The organism is Curtobacterium sp. MCBD17_021 (assembly GCF_003234525.1).
GTDB lineage: Bacteria > Actinomycetota > Actinomycetes > Actinomycetales > Microbacteriaceae > Curtobacterium.
Genome location: NZ_QKTS01000001.1, coordinates 291181 through 309488, shown reverse-complemented (window position 1 = coordinate 309488; position 18308 = coordinate 291181). Strand labels below are relative to the sequence as shown.

General features: G+C 73.9%; 19 protein-coding genes. 6 read left to right on the top strand and 13 right to left on the bottom strand.

Annotated features, from left to right (window positions below; all coding sequences use genetic code 11):
- Positions 1–28: 28 nt before the first annotated feature.
- A complete protein-coding gene (locus DEI83_RS01475) occupies positions 29–553 on the top strand; it encodes a hypothetical protein (protein WP_111080024.1) in 525 nt (174 codons plus the stop codon).
- 1 nt (position 554) lies between these two features.
- Here DEI83_RS01475 and DEI83_RS01470 read toward each other — a convergent pair whose 3' ends face one another.
- Positions 555–1334, bottom strand: coding sequence for a DNA-formamidopyrimidine glycosylase family protein (locus DEI83_RS01470; protein ID WP_111080023.1), 780 nt, complete (start codon positions 1332–1334; stop codon positions 555–557).
- 24 nt (positions 1335–1358) lie between these two features.
- Positions 1359–6098 (bottom strand): ATP-dependent helicase, encoded by a 4740-nt coding sequence (locus tag DEI83_RS01465; protein ID WP_111080124.1) that lies wholly within the window; start codon positions 6096–6098, stop codon positions 1359–1361.
- A 144-nt stretch (positions 6099–6242) separates the two neighbouring features.
- Here DEI83_RS01465 and DEI83_RS01460 point away from each other — a divergent pair, with 144 nt between their 5' ends.
- Complete coding sequence (locus DEI83_RS01460) at positions 6243–6905, top strand: PadR family transcriptional regulator (protein WP_258371003.1); 663 nt, start codon at positions 6243–6245, stop codon at positions 6903–6905.
- 15 nt (positions 6906–6920) lie between these two features.
- On the opposite strand, the gene DEI83_RS01455 is transcribed toward DEI83_RS01460, so the two are convergent.
- Complete coding sequence (locus DEI83_RS01455; protein ID WP_111080021.1) at positions 6921–7538, bottom strand: alpha/beta hydrolase; 618 nt, start codon at positions 7536–7538, stop codon at positions 6921–6923.
- A 74-nt stretch (positions 7539–7612) separates the two neighbouring features.
- On the opposite strand from DEI83_RS01455, the gene DEI83_RS01450 reads away from it, so the two are divergent.
- Positions 7613–8167, top strand: a complete 555-nt coding sequence (locus tag DEI83_RS01450; RefSeq protein ID WP_111080020.1) for an NUDIX hydrolase family protein — start codon at positions 7613–7615, stop codon at positions 8165–8167.
- 79 nt (positions 8168–8246) lie between these two features.
- Here DEI83_RS01450 and DEI83_RS01445 read toward each other — a convergent pair whose 3' ends face one another.
- Together DEI83_RS01445 and DEI83_RS01440 are read right to left on the bottom strand one after the other, a co-directional pair.
- Complete coding sequence (locus DEI83_RS01445; RefSeq protein WP_111080019.1) at positions 8247–8447, bottom strand: CsbD family protein; 201 nt, start codon at positions 8445–8447, stop codon at positions 8247–8249.
- Between the two features lie 134 nt (positions 8448–8581).
- Positions 8582–10216: a DEAD/DEAH box helicase gene (locus DEI83_RS01440; RefSeq protein ID WP_111080018.1), complete on the bottom strand. Its 1635-nt coding sequence runs from the start codon at positions 10214–10216 to the stop codon at positions 8582–8584.
- Between the two features lie 360 nt (positions 10217–10576).
- Here DEI83_RS01440 and DEI83_RS01435 point away from each other — a divergent pair, with 360 nt between their 5' ends.
- Positions 10577–11431, top strand: a complete 855-nt coding sequence (locus tag DEI83_RS01435) for an endo alpha-1,4 polygalactosaminidase (protein ID WP_111080123.1) — start codon at positions 10577–10579, stop codon at positions 11429–11431.
- Positions 11432–11463: 32 nt separating this feature from the next.
- On the opposite strand, the gene DEI83_RS01430 is transcribed toward DEI83_RS01435, so the two are convergent.
- The 4 genes from DEI83_RS01430 to DEI83_RS01415 form a co-directional block, all read right to left on the bottom strand.
- On the bottom strand, positions 11464–11823 hold the full coding sequence (locus tag DEI83_RS01430) for a GntR family transcriptional regulator (RefSeq protein ID WP_111080122.1): 360 nt from the start codon (positions 11821–11823) through the stop codon (positions 11464–11466).
- Between the two features lie 10 nt (positions 11824–11833).
- On the bottom strand, positions 11834–12466 hold the full coding sequence (locus DEI83_RS01425) for a DUF1684 domain-containing protein (protein ID WP_111080017.1): 633 nt from the start codon (positions 12464–12466) through the stop codon (positions 11834–11836).
- A 73-nt stretch (positions 12467–12539) separates the two neighbouring features.
- Positions 12540–13013 (bottom strand): hypothetical protein, encoded by a 474-nt coding sequence (locus DEI83_RS01420; RefSeq protein WP_111080016.1) that lies wholly within the window; start codon positions 13011–13013, stop codon positions 12540–12542.
- Between the two features lie 75 nt (positions 13014–13088).
- A complete protein-coding gene (locus tag DEI83_RS01415) occupies positions 13089–13721 on the bottom strand; it encodes a GNAT family N-acetyltransferase (protein WP_111080015.1) in 633 nt (210 codons plus the stop codon).
- 118 nt (positions 13722–13839) lie between these two features.
- On the opposite strand from DEI83_RS01415, the gene DEI83_RS01410 reads away from it, so the two are divergent.
- The gene (locus tag DEI83_RS01410; RefSeq protein ID WP_111080121.1) at positions 13840–14451 is read left to right on the top strand and encodes a hypothetical protein; all 612 of its coding nucleotides are present in this window, start codon (positions 13840–13842) and stop codon (positions 14449–14451) included.
- A 49-nt stretch (positions 14452–14500) separates the two neighbouring features.
- A complete protein-coding gene (locus DEI83_RS01405; protein WP_111080014.1) occupies positions 14501–14803 on the top strand; it encodes a DUF427 domain-containing protein in 303 nt (100 codons plus the stop codon).
- Positions 14804–14831: 28 nt separating this feature from the next.
- Here the strand turns inward: DEI83_RS01405 and DEI83_RS01400 are convergent, their stop codons facing one another.
- The 4 genes from DEI83_RS01400 to DEI83_RS01385 form a co-directional block, all read right to left on the bottom strand.
- Complete coding sequence (locus DEI83_RS01400; protein ID WP_111080013.1) at positions 14832–16082, bottom strand: Nramp family divalent metal transporter; 1251 nt, start codon at positions 16080–16082, stop codon at positions 14832–14834.
- A gap of 122 nt (positions 16083–16204) precedes the next feature.
- On the bottom strand, positions 16205–16900 hold the full coding sequence (locus DEI83_RS01395; protein WP_111080012.1) for a CGNR zinc finger domain-containing protein: 696 nt from the start codon (positions 16898–16900) through the stop codon (positions 16205–16207).
- 9 nt (positions 16901–16909) lie between these two features.
- Positions 16910–17428: a SprT-like domain-containing protein gene (locus DEI83_RS01390; RefSeq protein ID WP_111080011.1), complete on the bottom strand. Its 519-nt coding sequence runs from the start codon at positions 17426–17428 to the stop codon at positions 16910–16912.
- Complete coding sequence (locus DEI83_RS01385) at positions 17425–18258, bottom strand: tetratricopeptide repeat protein (RefSeq protein ID WP_111080010.1); 834 nt, start codon at positions 18256–18258, stop codon at positions 17425–17427. The genes DEI83_RS01390 and DEI83_RS01385 overlap by 4 nt, the downstream gene beginning before the upstream one ends.
- Positions 18259–18308: the final 50 nt, after the last annotated feature.

Below are 18308 nucleotides of genomic sequence, written 5' to 3'. Positions count from 1 at the left end.
ACACCTCCGGCGGCCTAGCGTCGGGACCATGACCACCTTGCGCGCGAAGACAACCGCCACCCTCGTCGGCCTCGCCACCGTCGGCCTGCTGCTCGGCGGCTGCTCCAACGCCGGTGCCCAGAACGGCAACCCGGTCGGGAAGGTCCCGGGCTCCGAGGAGTCCGCGACGCGCTCCGACCCCGGTCAGCGCAACAGCGCGCCGTGCGGGGTCGCCTCGAGCGCCGCCGTCGACGTCCTCGACGAGGCCGTCGGTCCGCACGACGGCACCGACGTCGTCAGCGTCACCCAGAGCGACGAGGGCTGGTACCTCGGCGTCTCGGTCGCCCCGAACACGAGCGACGACCCGAACGACGACGAGGTCGGCATCTGGGGCACCGAGGAGGACCCGACCGCCGAGGACTTCGACGGCATGGTGTTCCCGGTGAACAAGGTGGCCGAGGACGTCGTCGCCGACGAGCAGGGGTCGGCCACCGCGGCGCCGTCCGCGTTCTCCGAGACGTCGAAGGCCGCCAAGCAGGTCCAGAGCTGCATCGTCGAGGCCGTCGACCACTGAGTCAGGTCTGGCAGCGCGGGCACCAGTAGGTGTCCCGCAGTGTGAGGTCCGACTCGCCGAGGTCGCCCGACCGCACGCGCGTGCCGCAGCGCAGGCACGGCTTGCCGGCCCGGTTGTAGACCCAGAACCGCTGCCCCGGTCGGTCGACGCCCGTGGTCACGCGGTTGCTCCGGTCGCGGTTGGCGACGATGAGCCGGGAGGCCATCGTCACCATCCGCGCCGGGTCGCGCACCTCGCCGACGGGGCGCGTGGGCAGCACGCCCCGCAGGAAGCAGAGCTCGTTGCGGTAGACGTTCCCGAGGCCCGCCATCACCCGCTGGTCGAGGAGGGCGAGGCCGACCGGACGATCCGGGTCGGCGGTGAGGTTCACGAGTGCGCGGTCGGCGTCCCAGTCCGGGCCGAGCAGGTCCGGGCCGAGGTGTCCGACGACGGTGGACTCCTGGTCGCGGGGGACCACCTCGAGGACGCCGAGCGTGAACCCGACGGTCGAGACGTCCGCCGCGTCGAGCACCACGCGGGCCTGGAACGCGGGACGCCGCCAGCGCTCACCGGGGCGGTAGACGTCCCACCGGCCCTCCATCTTGAGGTGCGAGTGCACGGTGAGGTCGCCGATCCGGTGCAGCAGGTGCTTGCCCCGCGGCACGACCTCGTCCACCGTCCGACCGACCAGGTCGAGCGTGGCGAACGCGGGCACGCGGAAGTCGCTGCGGGTCAGGACCTTCCCGGCGAGTGCGGCGTGCAGGCGAGCCGCCGCCCGGAAGACGGTGTCGCCCTCAGGCACGATCGACCTCAGGCACGATCGGCCTCATGCGCGGAGCCGCAGTCCCTGCGGGGTGGCGGTGAAGCCCGCGGTCCGGAGCGCCGTGCCGAGCGCCGACTCGAGGACGAACTCGCCGTCGACCCGCTCCACCGAGAGCTTGCCGAGTCCGGTCCGCACCGTGGCCGCGATCGACGCCGCCGCTGCCGCCAGGTCGGCCGGGTCCTCGGTGAAGGTCAGCACGCTCTTGCCACCGCGTTCGACGTAGACGGCGAGCTGGCCGTCGACGAGCACGACGAGCGCGCCCGCCTTGCGGCCGGGTCGGTGCCCCCGTCCGGTCTTCGTCGCCGGGGCGGTGGTCGTCAACGCGGACGTGCCCACGGCCTCGGTGCCGGTCGAGCCGTCGGTGTCCTCGTCAGCCGCGTCGTGCGGCCACGGCAGCGCCGCCCCGTAGGGGTTGGCCGGGTCGGTGGCGGCGAGCGTGAGCGCCTCCCGCACGCGGTCCGGGTCGGCGCGCTCTTCGTCGTCCAGGTCCTTCGCGTACGTGCGGAGCCGGTCGACGGTCGGCCCGGTGGCGAACTGCGCCGCGCCGAGCCCCTCGACGAAGTACCCGCGTCGGGCACGGCCCGACTCCTCGAACTTCGCGAGCACCCGGTACACGCCGGCGAAGCCGCCCCGGACGCCCTCGACCTGCACGGCCCCGCGGGTGACGACGCCGTAGCGCTCGAGCAGGAGCTCGGCGGTCGCCGCGGCCCGGACGGTCGCGTCGGGTTCGGCGAGCGGCAGGAGCGACCAGCGTCCGCCGACGTCCGGCGGTCCGGACTGGGTCGGCAGCGTCGGGCGTCGCCGTCCGCGGTACGCCCGGGTGCGGGGAGCGCTGGAGGTCCGCGCCTTGCCGCCGAGCATCGCCCGGAGCGGGGCGAAGGTGTCGTTCGTGATCTGTCCGGCCCAGACGAGGTCCCAGAGGGCGGTCGTCAACGCCTTGTCGTCGGTGCTCCCGACGGCCTGGCCGAGCTGGCGGAAGAAGTAGGCGCCGCCGCCGGCCAGGGCACCGAGCACGTCCCGCTGCAGCTCGGTCGTCTCGTCCCCGGCGGCTTCGGCCAGGGTCGTCGCCGCGGTGTCGGCGAGGTGCAGGCGCACCCAGCCGTCGCTGCCGGGCAGGGTGCCGCCGCCGGACCAGAGGACCTCGCCCGTGGCGGTCAGCTCGTCGAGCATGCTCGGGGCGTAGTCGGACACCCGGGCCGGCAGCACGAGGGACTCCCACGAGCTGGCGGGCAGGGCGACACCTGCGAGCTGGTCGACGACCTGCAGCACGCCGTCGATCCCGCGCAGCCCGCCGCGGGTGCCGGGGACGCGGACGTGCTGCCACGCCGGCATGAACCGGGCGAGCGTGTCCGGGGACACCGGCTCGACCTCGTGCCGGAGCGCCGCGAGCGACTTCGTGCGGATGCGTCGGAGCACCTCGGAGTCGCACCACTCCGCGCCCTGCCGGTCGGGGCGGAACTCGCCCTCGACCAGCCGTCGGTCGGCGACCAGGCGACGCAGCGTGTCCTGCACGACCGCCACGCCGAGCCCGAGTCGACCGGCCGCCTCCTGCAGGCTGAACGGCCCGTGACTGCGGGCGTACCGGCCGACGAGGTCCCCGAGCGGGTCCGCGACGGGTTCGACGAACGCGGTCGGGACGCCGATCGGCAGCGGGACGCCCAGCGCGTCGCGGAGCCGGGAGGCGTCCTCGATGACGGCCCACCGGGTGGCGCCGGCGTGCGAGAAGGCGAGGACGCGGCGGTCGCGCTCGAGCCCCTCGAGTGCCGTGCGCAGGGTGGCGCCCGCCTCGGCCCGGTCGGTGGCGTCCGCCAGCCAGCTGCGGTCGAGGAGTTCGTCGAGGTCGAGCGCGCCGACGAGTCGCAGGACGTCGACCATGCCCTCGACGTCCCGCGCCCGGCGGTCCGGGGAGAACCGCTGCAGGTCGCGCTCGACGCCCGCGATGACCGCGGGGTCGAGGAGTTCGCGCAGCTCCGCACGACCGAGCAGCTCGCTGAGCAGTGTCGAGTCGAGCGACAGGGCTGCGGCCCGACGTTCGGCGAGCGGTGAGTCGCCCTCGTACATGAAGGCGGCGACGTAGCCGAACAGGAGCGTCCGGGCGAACGGCGACGGCTGCTCGGTCTCGCTCTCGACGAGTCGGATGCGCCGCCGGGCGATCTCGTCCGCGATCCCGAGCAGGGACGGGACGTCGTACACGTCCTGCAGGACCTCGCGCACGGTCTCGAGCAGGATCGGGAACGTCGGGTACTTCTGGGCGACCTCGAGCAGCTGGGACGCCCGCTGACGCTGCTGCCAGAGCGGCGAGCGGCGGCCGGGGTCACGGCGGGGAAGCAGGAGCGCCCGGGCGGCGCACTCGCGGAACCGGGCGGCGAACAGCGCGGACCCGCCGACCTCGTCGGTGACGATCGCCTCGAGGTCGTCGCGGTCGAAGACGAACAGGTCGGCCCCGGGAGGCTCGGCGTCGGTCTCCGGGATCCGCACCACGATGCCGTCGTCGGCGGCCATCGCACCGCCGTCGATCCCGTGCCGCTCCCGCAGGCGGGCCGCGACCGCGAGGGCCCACGGGGCGTGCACGGTCATGCCGTACGGGGAGTGCAGGATGAGGCGCCAGTCGCCGAGTTCGTCGCGGAAGCGCTCGACGACGAGCGTCGTGTCGCTCGGCACGTGGCCGGTGGCGGCGCGCTGGTCGCGGAGGAAGGTGATGAGGTTCGTCACCGCGCGGTCGTCGAGTCCGACGCCCGCCACCCGCGCGCGGGCGTCCTCGTCCGAGGCGGACTCGACCTCGCGCACGAAGGCGCCCGTCGCGCGGCCGAGCTCCGCCGGACGGCCCAGGCCGTCGCCCTTCCAGAACGGCACGCGGCCGGGCTGCCCGAACGCCGGACTGACCAGGACACGGTCGTGGGTGATCTCCTCGATCCGCCAGCTCGTGGCCCCGAGCGCGAAGACGTCGCCCACGCGGGACTCGTAGACCATCTCCTCGTCGAGTTCGCCGACGCGGGAGGCCCGCTCCCCGACCATGAAGACGCCGAACATCCCGCGGTCGGGGATCGTCCCGCCGCTCGTGACGGCGAGTCGCTGGGCACCGGGACGACCGGTCAGGGTGCCGTGCACGCGATCCCAGACCAGGCGCGGTCGCAGCTCGGCGAACTCGTCGCTCGGGTACCGCCCGGTGACCAGGTCGAGCGTCGCGTCGAACGCCGAGCGGGGCAGGCCGCTGAACGGTGCGCTGCGTCGGACCAGGTCGAACCAGTGCTCGACGTCGATCGTGTCGACCGCGCCCGCGGCGACGGTGTGCTGCGCGAGGACGTCGAGCGGGTTCGCGGGGACCGAGATCGACTCGATCTGCCCGCTGACCATCCGCTCGACGGTGACGGCGCTGTTGACGAGGTCCGCCCGGTGCTTCGGGAACAGCACGCCGCGGGAGACCTCGCCGACCTGGTGCCCGGCACGGCCGACGCGCTGCAGCCCGCTCGCGACCGACGGCGGTGCCTCGACCTGGATGACGAGGTCGACCTCGCCCATGTCGATGCCGAGTTCGAGCGAGCTGGTGGCGACCACGCAGCGCAGCCGCCCGGACTTCAGGTCGTCCTCGATGATCGCGCGCTGGTCCTTGGACACCGAGCCGTGGTGGGCGCGGGCGAGCACCGGCACGCTCGGGTCCGAGCCGCCGCCCTCGGTCTGTCCGGACCCGCCGACGAGCTGCGCCGGGGGTCGCTTCGGCTGGGCCACCGGCGCGTGCGCCGACGCCCGGCCCGGGGACTGCGCCACCGCCGCTGCGCCGACGCCGGCTGCCACGGGCTCGGCCACCTCCGTCGTCGCGAGCGCCCGTTCCTCGTGGATCTCGTTGAGTCGGGCGGTCAGGCGTTCGGCGAGTCGGCGGGAGTTGGCGAAGACGATCGTCGACCGGTGCTGCTCGATGAGGTCGACCACGGACTCCTCGACGTGCGGCCAGATCGATCCGTTGGTCGGACTGGAGGTCGCGTCTGCACCGACCGGTGGGGCGCCGAGCTCGGTCATGTCGTCGACGGGGACGACCACGCGCAGGTCGAAGGTCTTCTGCGCGGGCGGCGCGATGATCTGCACGGGGGCGCGACCGCCGAGGAACCGGGCGACCTCCTCCGCCGGACGCACGGTGGCGGACAGGCCGATGCGCTGCACGGGCTTCTCGAGCAGGTCGTCGAGGCGCTCGAGCGACACGGCGAGGTGGGCGCCGCGCTTCGAGGAGGCCACCGCGTGCACCTCGTCGACGATGACCGTGTCGACGTTGACGAGCGTTTCGCGGGCCTTCGACGTGAGCATGAGGTAGAGCGACTCGGGCGTCGTGATGAGGATGTCCGGCGGGAGCCGCAGGAGCCGCTGCCGGTCGGCTGACGGGGTGTCACCGCTCCGGACCCCGACCGTGACGTCCGGGGGTTCCAGGCCCATCCGCTTGGCGGTCTGCGTGATGCCGACGAGCGGGCTCCGGAGGTTGCGTTCGACGTCGACGCCGAGGGCCTTCAGCGGGGACACGTAGAGCACCCGGGTCCGCTGCTTCGCCGGCGGGGTGTCGGTCGAGGCGATGAGGCGGTCGATCGACCACAGGAACGAGGCGAGGGTCTTGCCGGAACCGGTCGGGGCGATCACGAGCGCGTGCTGCCCGGTGGAGATCGCATCCCACGCCCCGGCCTGCGCTGCCGTCGGTTCGCGGAAGGCACCCCGGAACCACGCAGCGGTGGCGGGGGAGAAGCGCTCGAAGACGTCCGTCATGGTCCGCTCCATCCTGCTCCCGACCACCGACAGCGTCCTGATCGGGGACGCGTGCTTGACAGGACGAACAGTACCGATCTATCGTTACTGCATCGCGACCGGTACTAGTGCGGTCGCGGATCATCCTCCACGAAAGGAGTCGTCATGCACTCCATGGACGACCACACCAGCACCACATCCCACCGCGGCCCCTTCGGTCGCGGTCCCCGCGGGCTCCGCTTCGGCGGCGCCCGCCAGCACCACGGCGTCGGGTTCCCCGGCCGTGACCACGACCACGCCGGCCGTGGCGGTCGCGGCTTCGGCGGCCCGGGGTTCGGCGGACCCGGCTTCGGCCCGGGCTTCGGCGGCGGCTTCGGCCCGGGTCGCGAGCGCCGCCGTCGCGGCGACGTCCGGCTCGCCGTCCTCGGCCTCCTCGGCGAGGGCCCGCAGAACGGGTACGCCGTCATCAAGACCATCGCCGAGCGCACCGGCGGTGCCTGGAAGCCGAGCCCCGGTTCGGTCTACCCGACCCTCCAGCAGCTCGTCGACGAAGAGCTCGTCGTCTCGACGGGCGACGGTCGCAAGACGCTCTTCGAACTCACCGACGCCGGCCGCGCCGAGGTCGAGGCGAAGGCCGACGAGATCGCCGCCGCGTGGGAGTCCACGCCCGGCGTCCCCGACTCGCAGCGGGCGTTCGTCGAGTCCCTCCGGAAGGCGATGGGCGTGCTGCACATGTACCGGACCACCGCCACGGAGGAGCAGCTCACCGCCGCCACCGCCAAGGTCGACCAACTGCGCCGGGACCTCCTGCAGATCCTGGCGGACTGACCGTCCGTCCCCCGTTCAGTCGCCGATGAACGCCGCGACGTCCGCGAGCTCCGCCGCGGCGACCGCGTGCGGCAGGCCGGGGTAGCTCCGGTCGGTCAGCCGGGTGTGTGCGGCCGCCCACACGCTCGTCCTGGCGGTGGCCTCGGCGGGGATGACCGTGTCGGCGTCCCCGTGCCCGAGGAACACCCGCGGCCGGACGGCGGCCAACCGGTCGTCACGGCCGTCGTCGACGCCGGGGACCACGAAGCCGGAGAGCGAGACGGCGAACGCGAACGCCTCCGGTCGGGCACGGAGGAGCTGCAGGGCCATCGACCCGCCCTGCGAGAAGCCGAGCAGACCGATCCGCGGGTGGTCGGCCGCGACCGCGTCGATCCAGGCGAGCACCGCGGCCGCGGACGCCTCGACGGCGGCGGGGTCGGCCGACCCGGGCGCCTCGAGCGGGTACCAGCTGAAGCCGGGACCCCACGGGTCCGGCGCCCGGAGCGCTGCCACGGTCCACGTCGCGGGCAGCGCCGGCGCCAGCCCGAGCAGGTCGTGCTCGTGCGACCCGACCCCGTGCAGGGCGACGAGGAGCGGGGTCCCGACGCGGTCCGCTGCCGACCGGGTCCACTGCACGACGTCTGCATCCACCATGTGGACAACGCTATCCGTGCACCGCCGTGCTCCTCCGGCACCGCACTCGCCGCCTGGCCTGGTAGGAACGGTGCATGGCATCGCTCCGTACCCCCGACCCCGATCCCGACTTCGGCTCCGGCTGGCTGTCGGACGAGGAACTCGCGACCGTCCGCCGTCGCATGCCCATCGCCTACGTCGAGGCGGTCCCGGTGCGCACCGACGGCCTCGGAGTCGTGACGGAGGTCGGCGTGCTGCTGCGCGTGTCCCCGAGCGGGTCGATCGCGCGGACGCTCGTGTCCGGCCGGGTGATGTACGGCGAGTCGATCCGCACCGCGCTGTTCCGCCACCTCGAGAAGGACCTCGGTCCGATGGCGTTCCCGCAGCTGCCGGCGAGCCCGAACCCCTTCACCGTCGCCGAGTACTTCCCGCTGCCCGGCGCCTCGGTGTTCACCGACGAACGGCAGCACGCGATCTCGCTCGCCTACGTTGTCCCGGTGACGGGCACGTGCGAGCCGCGCCAGGACGCCCTCGAGCTGACCTGGATGAGCCCGATGGAGGCGGCGTCCGACGCCGTCGCGGACGAGATGGAGGGCGGTCGGGGTGCCCTGCTCCGGGCCGGCCTCGCCTCGGTGGGCGCCCTGCACTGACCTCGCGTCCCGCGCACGACGAAGCCCCCGGATCCGATCGGATCCGGGGGCTTCGCAGCGCGGTACGAGACCGGCTTCGTTACTTGTCGTTCTTGAAGGAGTCGGCGACGCCGTGTGCAGCGTCCTTCACGTCTGTGACGCCCTGCTTGGCCGAGGCCTTGCCCTGGTCGGTCTGACCCTCGGTCTTCAGGCGGTCGTTGTCGGTGGCGTTGCCGAAGCCTTCCTTGGCCTTGCCGGCCGCCTTCTCAGCGGCGTTCTTGATGTCTTCGATCCCAGCCATACGAGCTCCTTCCGACGACGGACAGTTCCCCGGTGGACGCTCGCGCATCCGCCGGTGACCAGTACCGTACGCCGCGACGTCGGGCCGCTCGGAGGAGACGTTGAGGTTGGTGGACCGGGCCCGTCCGGACCGGGTCAGCGACCGCTGCCGGCCGGACGGGAGGCGCGGCGGGACCCACCACGACGGGCTGCGGGCGCAGCGTCGTCACGCGGGGTGCGACCGGCGGCGTAGCCGCCGTCCGACGACCACACCGACGCGGAACCGCCACGGGTGGTGTCCGACGCGGCACGGCGCGGCCCACCCCGGCGCTGCCCGGAGGCGGCACCACCCGTCGAGGCACCACGGCGGTCGTCGCGACCGGCGGAGTCGGACCGACCGCCGCGGCGGGAGCCCGAACCAGCCGAGTCGGTGCCCGCAGCGGAGCGCCCGGCGGAGGCCGAGCTTCCCGAACGACCACCGGTGCCAGCGGCGGGGGCGCCACGACCACGCGAACGGCCACGTCCCTGACCGGCGGTGTCGCCGGAGGACTGGCGACGCGGCTGCTGCTGCTGGACCGCGGGGGTGGTGTCCTCGCGGTACGGGGCGACCTCGCCGACGAGCTCGGTGACCGCCGGGGAGGTCGCGGTGACCTGCTGCGGGGTGACCTTGATCGCGGCGGCGCGCATCATCTGCGCGACGTCACGACGCTCGGCGGGCATCGTCACGGTGACGACGTCGCCCGACGAACCGGCGCGCGCGGTGCGGCCCGAACGGTGCAGGTACGCCTTGTGCTCGGTGGGCGGGTCGACGTGCACGACGAGCTCGACGGCGTCGACGTGCACGCCGCGGGCCGCGACGTCGGTGGCCACGAGGACCAGGGCGTCACCGGAGGAGAAGCGGGCGAGGTTGCGCTCGCGGGCGCCCTGCGACAGGTTGCCCTGCAGGTCGACGGCCGGGATGCCCTGGCTGGAGAGCTGCTTGGCGAGGCGCTTGGCGTGGTGCTTCGTGCGCATGAAGAGGATGCGACGGCCGGTGCCGGAGGCGAGGGCCTTGACCAGGTCCTTCTTCGCGTCGGCGTCCGCGACCTCGAACAGGTGGTGGGTCATGGCCTCGACGGGGCTGGTCTCGTCGTCGACCGAGTGCATCACCGGGTCGTGCAGGAACTTCTTGACGAGCTTGTCCACGCCGTTGTCGAGCGTGGCGGAGAACAGCAGACGCTGCCCCTTGACCGGCGTCGCCTGCATGATCTTCGTCACACCGGGCAGGAAGCCCATGTCGGCCATGTGGTCGGCCTCGTCGAGGACGGTGACCTCGATGGCGTCCAGGTGCACGTGACCCTGCTGCATGAGGTCGGCCAGGCGGCCCGGGCAGGCCACGACGATGTCGACGCCGCGGTTCAGCGCCTCGACCTGGCGGCCCTGACCGACACCACCGAAGATGGTCGTCGTGTTGAGGCCCATGGCCTTGGCGAGCGGGGCGAGCGTCGCGTCGATCTGCGTCGCGAGCTCACGCGTCGGGGCGAGCACGAGCGCACGGGGGCGCCCGGCGCGACGGCTGCGGGGGGAGGCGGCCAGGCGTGCGGCGAGGGGGATCGCGAAGGCGATCGTCTTGCCGGAGCCGGTGCGGCCACGGCCGAGCACGTCCTTGCCCGTGAGTGAGTCCGGCAGGGTGTCGACCTGGATCGGGAAGGCGTTCTCCTTGCCCTGGGCGACGAGGACGTCCACCATCGGGGTGGGGACGCCGAGGTCGGCGAAGCGGACGTCGGCGGTGGGGGTGTTCTGGGTGGTCATGGTGACCTCTCGGGCCGTTGCCGGCCGGAAGGCGCGCGGTCGAGGCCGGCGCGGGCGGGAGCGCATCCGTGAGCGGTCCGTGTCCCGAGGGGAGACGGCGCTGGTGAACGGGTGCTGTCGCCGCAGCAGAGAGCCTGGCACCGGGTCCTTCCCACCGGACGGGTTCCGGGGGAGGGGAGGTGCGCGATACATCGGTGTCGGTTCCGCTCGTGAGCCACTGGGGCTCGGTGCGGGACACCGGGAGTTTCGGGGGCGTCCGTACGACGCACGAGGCGATCGGCGCCTCGAGTGATGCCAGCATAGCGGGCTCAGGGGCCCGAGCGGGAGGGGGTGTTCGCGATCGGCGTGCGAGGATGCCTCGTGCGCTCCCGGAACCCCGTCGTCCTCACGGCCCTGGTGGCCGTCGTCGTGCTCGCCTCGACCGGGTGCGCGGCGGCCGCCCCGAGCGGTGCCGGCCCGACGGGCGCGGCCACCGGCGCTGCACCCCGCGCGCTGCCGACCACGGGCGTGCCCGACTACCAGCTCGGCGGCGGCTACGCCCCGCCTGCCGGCGTCACCGTCGTCGAGCGCGACAGCACCGAGCGGCCGGCGGCCGGCACATACGGCATCTGTTACGTCAACGGGTTCCAGACCCAGCCCGGGGAGCGGGCAGCCTGGTTGTCCGATCATCCAGGGGCGGTCCTCCGCACGTCGTCCGGAGCGCCCGTGTCCGATCCGGGCTGGCCGGACGAGGTGCTCCTCGACACCAGGACGGCCACGGCTCGGGCGACGATCACCGAGGTCCTCGGCCGCACGGTCGCGCGGTGTGCCGACCGTGGCTTCGACGCCGTGGAGTTCGACAACCTCGACTCGTGGACCCGTTCCGGCGGCCGTCTCACCCGCTCCGGGAACCTGGCCCTCGCCGCCGCGCTCGTCCGGGTGGCGCACGACGAGGGACTCGCCGCCGCGCAGAAGAACACGCCGCAGCTCGGCACCGACGGGCAGCGGCGAGCCGGCTTCGACTTCGCGGTCGCCGAGGAGTGCGTGCAGTACGACGAGTGCGCGGCCTACACCGAGGTGTACGGCGACCGCGTGGTGGACGTCGAGTACGCGGACACCCTCGAGCAGGACTGGTCCGACGTGTGCGCGATGACCGCCCGGCCGCGCATGACGATCCTCCGCGACCGGGAGCTCGTGCCCGCCGGCAGCGACGGGTACGTCTTCGAGCACTGCTGAGCGGTGCCGTCGGTCCGTGTGGTCCGCCCGCGCTACACCGGCCAGGCGTCCCGCACGGCCGCGGCCGTCTGGTCCGCCGACAGGCCGGCATCGCGCGCCGCGGCCACGAGCGCCGTGGCCGCAGCCGTCACGGTCTCCGGCACCTCGGCCGGGCGCACCACGCGGGTGCCGGCGCCGCGTGCGGTGTGCACGAGTCCGGCCTCCTCGAGCAACTGGTAGGCCTTGGCGACCGTCCCGGCGGCCAGTCCCAGTTCGGCGGCGAGCCCGCGGACGCTCGGCAACCGCTCGCCGTCCACCAGGTAGCCGGCCGTGATCTGCGCGGCGAGCTGCGACCGTACCTGTTCGAAGGGCGGCACCCGGCCGCCGGCGTCGATCGCGACGAACCCCGACATGCGGTCCACCCTAGGAGCCGTACCGTTCGCCGACCGGGACCGCCACGGGCACCGTGTTGCCCGGAGGAGCGAGCGGGCATGCCCACGCCGGGTCGTACGCGCACGACGGGTTGTACGCGAAGTTGAAGTCGAGCACCAGCTCCCCGTCGTCCCCGCCCAGGTCGGAGCCCTTGATCGTGTCGAGCAGGTAGCGGCCGCCGCCGTAGGTCCCGCCGGGGCGCCCGGCGTCGGCGTCCTTCACCGGGACGAACAGCCCGCCCGCGTAGCCGCCGTGCGCCCAGACGTCGAGGGAGCCGACGCCGGGCACCCGGACGACGCCGAGACGGTCGAAGTGCACGGTCCCGTCGGTGCCGGTCTCGACGTCGAGGGACTGCGGTTCGGCGGACTCGACGGGCAGGCGGAAGCGCCACGCCGGGTCGTACGGTGCGACGGGCAACGCCGTGAAGGCGGCGGCGTCCTCCGCCAGGAGCGGACTGGCCGGGTGGCCGGCGAACATGGCGTCCCGGCCCTCGCGCCACAGCGTGTGGGCCGCCTCGGGGTCCGGGGTCGCCCGCACCCGCCGGAACAGGTCGAAGGTGGCACGACGCCAGTCGACGGTGGCGAGGGTGCTGCGGACGCGGTCGGCGGTCTCCGTCTGGGTCACGCCGGCGAGCGTACGCGCGTCCGACGACAGCGCCCCGGACGGACGGGAGGCCCGCAGCGGGCAACCGCTCGGCTCAGGCCCGCCAGGTGCTCGCGAGGGCGCGCATCCGGAACGCCCGCCACTGCCAGATGACCCACATCCCGGGCCAGAGCGCCACGCCGAGGAGGGTCGGTCGGGTCCGGTAGGTCAGCCGGTCGCGGAACAGCGTGCGTCCGTCGGGCAGCGCGGACACCGCCATCCGGTGGCGGATCTCCATCCGGGCGAAGAGGCCACTCGTGCCACCGCCGCGGTCGACCTGGACGGGCACGCCGTCGGTCTGGTGCAGGTCGATGTCCACGTGGCTGGCGCCGCTCGGGACGACACCGAACGCCGAGGCGCTGATCGGGTGCGGCTCGTGGGGCGTCCAGTGCTCCGGGAACCCGGCGGGGTCGAGCGAGCGGTAGACCAGGAACGGCTTCGTGACGGCGACCATCACGGCGGGGCGGAGGAGGGCCTCCCGGACGGCGTCGACGGGCGCGTCCAGTTCGATGCGGAGTCCGACGTGCATGCGGCGGACGCTACCCGGACCCGCTGGGGGCGCCGGAGCGACCCGGGGACTCGTCCGCGACGGCGGCCGTCCCGCTCAGGCGTGTCGGGCGGACCGGCGCCGGGACCCTTCCGCGCGGTCATGGCTGCGCAGACGTTCAGCGAGCGACAGTCGGACGGTCGGCCACTCGGACTGGATGACCGAGAACACGACGGTGTCGCGGAGGCTGCCGTCGCGGCCGAGGGCGTGGTTCCGGAGCACCCCGTCCTGCTTCGCGCCGAGCCCGGCGATGGCCGCACGCGACCGCGTGTTGTGCCAGTGCGTCCGGAACTCGACGGCGATGCACTGCCAGACGTCGAAGGCGTGGGAGAGCATGAGCAGCTTCGCCTCGGTGTTGATGCCGGTGCGCTGCGCGGAGGCGCCGAGGAACGTCGCCCCGATCTCGACCCTCCGGTTGTCGCGGTCGAGGTTGATGAAGGTGGTCGCGCCCACGACCCGGCCGGTGGGCCGGTCCCGGACCGCGAAGGGCACCATCCGACCGGCGGCCTGCTCGCTGAGCCGTCGGTCGACCTCGGCGTCGACCTGCGCCGGAGCGGGCACCGAGGTGTACCAGGCACGCCAGAGGTCACCGTCCGCGACGGCCACCCGCAGGTCGTCCGCGTGCTCGTGCGACAGTGGCTCGAGCGTGACGCGGTCGCCGGTGAGCGTGGGCGCGGGGACGGTCTCCATGGGACCGGATCGTACCGGCCGACCCGGACACGCCAGCTGCGCGGGACCTGTCCGTGGACGGGCACCGCAGCCGGTGGCGGACGACGTCCGGTCCCGTGTCGGCGGCTATCGTGTCGGCGTGCAGGAGCGAGGACAGCAGAAGTACCAGGTGCGGTTCGGGTGGGGTGTGTCGGGAGCGGCGCGGGTCGCCGCCGACGCACACCTGCTCGTGTGGGTGGACGTCCTGCCCGCGGCCGGTGGGCACGACGACGGGCACCCGGCCGACCACCGGGACGTGCCGCTCGGGCAGGTGCCCGACGGGCCGGAGGTCGTGCTCGGCCACCTCGGCAACGCGGCGGCGGTCGCCGGACGGGTCGCGCGCCTCCAGGCAGAGCGGGGCGACCGCTGTGTGGTGGCGGTCGTCGCGGCGGGCCACGTCGACGGTCCCCTCGGCGGGAACGCCGCCGCCGAGGCGGGCGAGGCCCCCGACGTGCAGGCGGTGCCGGAGTTCGCGGTGGAGGACCTGCTCGGCGCCGGCGCGGTGGTCGACGCGTTGGTGGAGTCCGGCATCGACCACACGTCCCCGGAGGCCGCGGCGGCGTGTGCGGCGTGGACGGGCCTCCGTCGAGCGGCCAAGCACCTCGTGACGGCGTCGGAGTCGGCCGCCGTGCTCGGGCCCGAGCGGGTGCACGCGGCGCTCGCCGTGGGGACCGACCTCGTCACGCTGCGACCGTCCACCGGGCGGGCGTAACGTCCGGCTCGACCGCCGTCGGACCGACGGCCGGAACGAGGAGGAAGTCATGCAGGCAGTGATCGGCGACACCGTCATCGCGGAGGCCCCGGAGGCGGACCTCATCCAGATCGAGGGCAACTGGTACTTCCCGCCGGCGAGCGTGAAGACCGAGCTGTTCAGCGAGAGCCCCACCCAGTACCACTGCCCGTGGAAGGGCGACACGCAGTACTGGACGGTGACCGTCGACGGGCAGGAGCACGTGGACAACGCCTGGTCGTACCCGGAGCCGATCCCGTCGTCGTTCGACCGCGTGGGCAAGGACTACAGCGGCTACGTGGCGTTCTGGAAGGACGTCCGCGTCGCCGACTGAGGTCGACCGACAGCGTGCGTGACCCGGTTCAGCCCGTCACGGTGAGGACGATGAGCGCCACGTTGAGGGCGACGATCACCGCGGCGATGAGCCAGGCCACGACCCGGGTGCCGACGGCGTTGACGTCGGCACCCATCACGCTGCGCCGGGACGTGTAGGCCACGAGCGGGACGATCGCGAACGCGATGCCGAAGCTCAGCACCACCTGGCTGATGACGAGGAGCTGCGTGGCGTCGGCGTCGAGCGCGAGCAGGACGATCGCGGGGACGAGCGTGACGAGCCGCCGCACCACGAGCGGCACCCGCACCCGGAGCAGCCCGTGCATGATCTCGGCGCCGGCCATGCAGCCGACCGAGGTCGAGGCGAGTCCCGACGCCAGCAGCCCGATCGCGAAGAGCACCCCGACGACCGGTCCGACGTTCTCAGCGATGGCCCGTTGCGCTCCCGGGATCGAGTCCGTCCCCTCGACGCCCTGCAGCGTGGCGGCGGCGAGGACGAGCATGCTGATGTTCACCCCGCCGGCCACGACGAGTGCCAGGGCGACGTCCCACCGCGTGGCGACGAGGACCCGGCGTCGCTCGGGTCCGGCCGGCACGTCGCCGTGGCGGTCCCGGGCGAGGGCGGAGTGCAGGTAGACGGCGTGTGGCATGACGGTCGCGCCGAGCATCGAGGCGGCGAGCAGCACGGAGCCGGAGTCGGCGAACCGGGGGGCGATGCCGGCGACGAGGGCGCCGGGGGAGACCTGCGCGAACAGCAGTCCGGCGCAGAAGCCGATGGTGAGGACCGCGAGCATCGCCGTGACGACCGCCTCGAAGGTCCGGGCGCCGCGGCGGTTCTGGAGCAGGAGGATCGCCATCGACACCACGCCCGTGATCACCCCGCCGGCGACGAGCGGCACCCCGAAGAGCAGGTGCAGAGCCAGCGCACCACCGATGACCTCGGCGACGTCGGTGGCCGCGGCGACCACCTCGGCCTGCGCCCAGAAGAGCAGGCGCGGCGCGCGTCGCATCTTCAGGCCGAGCAGTTCCGGCAGCGACCTGCCCGTCACGATGCCGAGCTTCGCGGAGAGGTACTGCACGACGACCGCACTCGCGTTCGCGGCCACGAGCACCCACAGCAGCAGGTAGCCGTAGCGGGCGCCGGCGGTGAGGTTCGCGGCGACGTTGCCGGGGTCGACGTAGGCGATCGCGGCGACGAAGGCCGGTCCGAGCAACCCGAGGCCGGCAGCACGTCGGCCGGGCGGGCGCTGGCCCACGACCGGGGCGGCGGTGTCCGTCATGCCGCCAGCCTGCCAGAGAGTTCGGCGGGCCGAATCCAGGGTTTCGGCAGGTCGTCCGATCCGCGCGGACGGCCGTCCTGCGGCGCGCTCGACCGCTGGAGGGCGCTGCCGGTGGTGTCGGGTCAGACCGCGGCGCGTCTGGCCCGGTGTGCCCGCACCTTCGCCCGGTTCCCGCACCGTTGCATCGAACACCAACGCCGGGTGCCGCCGCGGGAGGAGTCGTAGAACACCAGGCCGCAGTCCGGCGCCGAGCACCGGCTGAGCCGGGCGGCCCGACCGTCGGCCTCGACGTCGTCGAAGCCGACCTCGGTCAGCAGGGCGACGGCGTCACGGGCGACGCTCGAGAGTGCCTGCGCGAGCCGGACCCGGTTCGCGCCGGCACGACGCCGACCACCCGGGAGGCTCGGGGGCACGTCCGGCAGGGCGGCGAACAGGTTGACGGTGTCGATGTCGTCCGGCGCGGGACCCGTCCGACCGGTCCCGGCCCGCAGACCCGCGGCGACGGCGGTCCGTTCGGCGGCGGAGTCCGCGGCCGCCGGGGCGGCGGCGACGGCGAGGCGGGCGATCGCGGAACGGAGCGCACGGGCGTCCTGCAGCTCACGGGCGGTCGCGCCGACGTCGATCGGTTCGGTGTGCAGGCCGAGCCACTCGTCGAGGTCGGCCGGGGTGGCGAGCAGCTCGCCGAGGTGCCCACGCGGGCGACGGCGGTCCGGGTCGTCCGCGAACCCACCGGTGTGCGCGAAGTCCAGGGCGATCCGTCCCGCGTCGAAGAACCACGAGGACCCGGCATCGGTCCGGATGTCCTGCCCTGTTCGCATCCGCCCAGGCTAACGGGTGAGCGGCGCGCCTCCGACACGATCCGCCACTGCTGGGGTAGACGCAGCCGTCTCGGAGTGCGGGCGGCGCACCCACGCGATGACGTTCCGCTCGTCGAACCGGCGCGAACACCGGGCACAGGCGAGCGGGCGCGTGGGGGTCCGGTACCGGAAGTGCTCGTGTCCGGCGGGGCAGTGGCCCACCCACGGGGCGAGCTCACTCGCGATCGGCCCGTCGTGCAGCCGTGACCCGGTGTAGCCGAGCGCAGCGGCCGTCCGGCGCCAGGTGGGCCCGTGCCCCGCCCGGGGACCGCTCAGTGCGTGCGCGATCTCGTGCAGCAGCACCTGCTCGACGTCCTCGGGGGTGAAGCGGACGGCGAGGTGCCGACTCACGGTGATCCGACGGCGGGCGAAGTCGCACTGGCCGGCGCGGGTCTTCGCGTTGTCGAACGCGAAGGCCCAGGAGCGGTCCGCCAGGTGGGCGCTCATCAGCTCGGCAGCCCGGGAACGGACGCGGTCGAGCGCGGTCACTGCTCCCCGCGCGGACCCTGGCCCTCGTCGGACCGGTCCTTCCGGGCGGCCAGACGACCCCAGAGCGAGTCCCCTTCGGTCCGGGCGGCGTCCGGAGCGCCGAGCACCCGGCGTCGGACCGGCGGGACCTGTTCCTGCGGCTCGGTCACCCGTGTCTGCGGCTCGTCGTCGGTCCGCACCGCGACCTCACGGGCGGTGCGCGGACGAGCGGCGTCCGGCTCCGCCGCGGGCTGCGCCATGGAGGCCCGGAGTGCAGCCTCGACGGCGGTGCGGAGCGCCTCGGTCCGCTCCGAGGGCGCACCGGCGGCGCGGAAGGCGTCGTACGCGCGGCTCAGGACGGCGCGGGCCTCCTCGAAGCGGGAGAGCTCGTGCAGGGACCAGCCCTCGATCTCGGCGGCGGCGCCCTCGAGCTCCGGCCACTCCTCGGTCGCGGCGGTGTCCCGCGCCAGCGAGGCCTCGGTCGCGGCACGCTCGTACCGACCGAGGTCGTGCAGGATGTGCGCCCGGCGGATCCGTGCGCCGACCTTGTCCTGGCGTTCCCCGGTGAACATCGTCAACCGGAACACCTCTTCAGCCACGGTCAGTGCCTCGTCCAGCCGACCGAGCAGTCGGAGCAGTTCGGCGCGCTCGGCGAGGGCGTCGGTGCTTCGGCTCTGGCCGAGGTCGCGCAGGCGGTCCTGCACGACCTGGACGTCGACGGCCGGGCGGAGGCTGATCGGCGCGAAGGTGCTGCCCGGGCTGACCCCTGCGGTCACGGGGGCGGCATGACGCGGCTCCCGGGCCTGGTCGGTCCGGTCGTGGTCTCGGCGTTCGTCGGGCGGGAGGGACATCAGGGTCGAGGGTATCCGCGCGATCCCCTGAGGTCTCCGTGCCACGCGCA

Bases quoted from the DNA above. Each gene is read 5' to 3' on its own strand.
- DEI83_RS01475 (WP_111080024.1), top strand. From the start codon at position 29: ATGACCACCTTGCGCGCGAAGACAACCGCCACCCTCGTCGGCCTCGCC.
- DEI83_RS01465 (WP_111080124.1), bottom strand. From the start codon at position 6,098: ATGACGGACGTCTTCGAGCGCTTCTCCCCCGCCACCGCTGCGTGGTTC.
- DEI83_RS01460 (WP_258371003.1), top strand. From the start codon at position 6,243: ATGCACTCCATGGACGACCACACCAGCACCACATCCCACCGCGGCCCC.
- DEI83_RS01455 (WP_111080021.1), bottom strand. From the start codon at position 7,538: ATGGTGGATGCAGACGTCGTGCAGTGGACCCGGTCGGCAGCGGACCGC.
- DEI83_RS01450 (WP_111080020.1), top strand. From the start codon at position 7,613: ATGGCATCGCTCCGTACCCCCGACCCCGATCCCGACTTCGGCTCCGGC.
- DEI83_RS01445 (WP_111080019.1), bottom strand. From the start codon at position 8,447: ATGGCTGGGATCGAAGACATCAAGAACGCCGCTGAGAAGGCGGCCGGC.
- DEI83_RS01440 (WP_111080018.1), bottom strand. From the start codon at position 10,216: ATGACCACCCAGAACACCCCCACCGCCGACGTCCGCTTCGCCGACCTC.
- DEI83_RS01430 (WP_111080122.1), bottom strand. From the start codon at position 11,823: ATGTCGGGGTTCGTCGCGATCGACGCCGGCGGCCGGGTGCCGCCCTTC.
- DEI83_RS01420 (WP_111080016.1), bottom strand. From the start codon at position 13,013: ATGCACGTCGGACTCCGCATCGAACTGGACGCGCCCGTCGACGCCGTC.
- DEI83_RS01415 (WP_111080015.1), bottom strand. From the start codon at position 13,721: ATGGAGACCGTCCCCGCGCCCACGCTCACCGGCGACCGCGTCACGCTC.
- DEI83_RS01405 (WP_111080014.1), top strand. From the start codon at position 14,501: ATGCAGGCAGTGATCGGCGACACCGTCATCGCGGAGGCCCCGGAGGCG.
- DEI83_RS01400 (WP_111080013.1), bottom strand. From the start codon at position 16,082: ATGACGGACACCGCCGCCCCGGTCGTGGGCCAGCGCCCGCCCGGCCGA.
- DEI83_RS01395 (WP_111080012.1), bottom strand. From the start codon at position 16,900: ATGCGAACAGGGCAGGACATCCGGACCGATGCCGGGTCCTCGTGGTTC.
- DEI83_RS01385 (WP_111080010.1), bottom strand. From the start codon at position 18,258: ATGTCCCTCCCGCCCGACGAACGCCGAGACCACGACCGGACCGACCAG.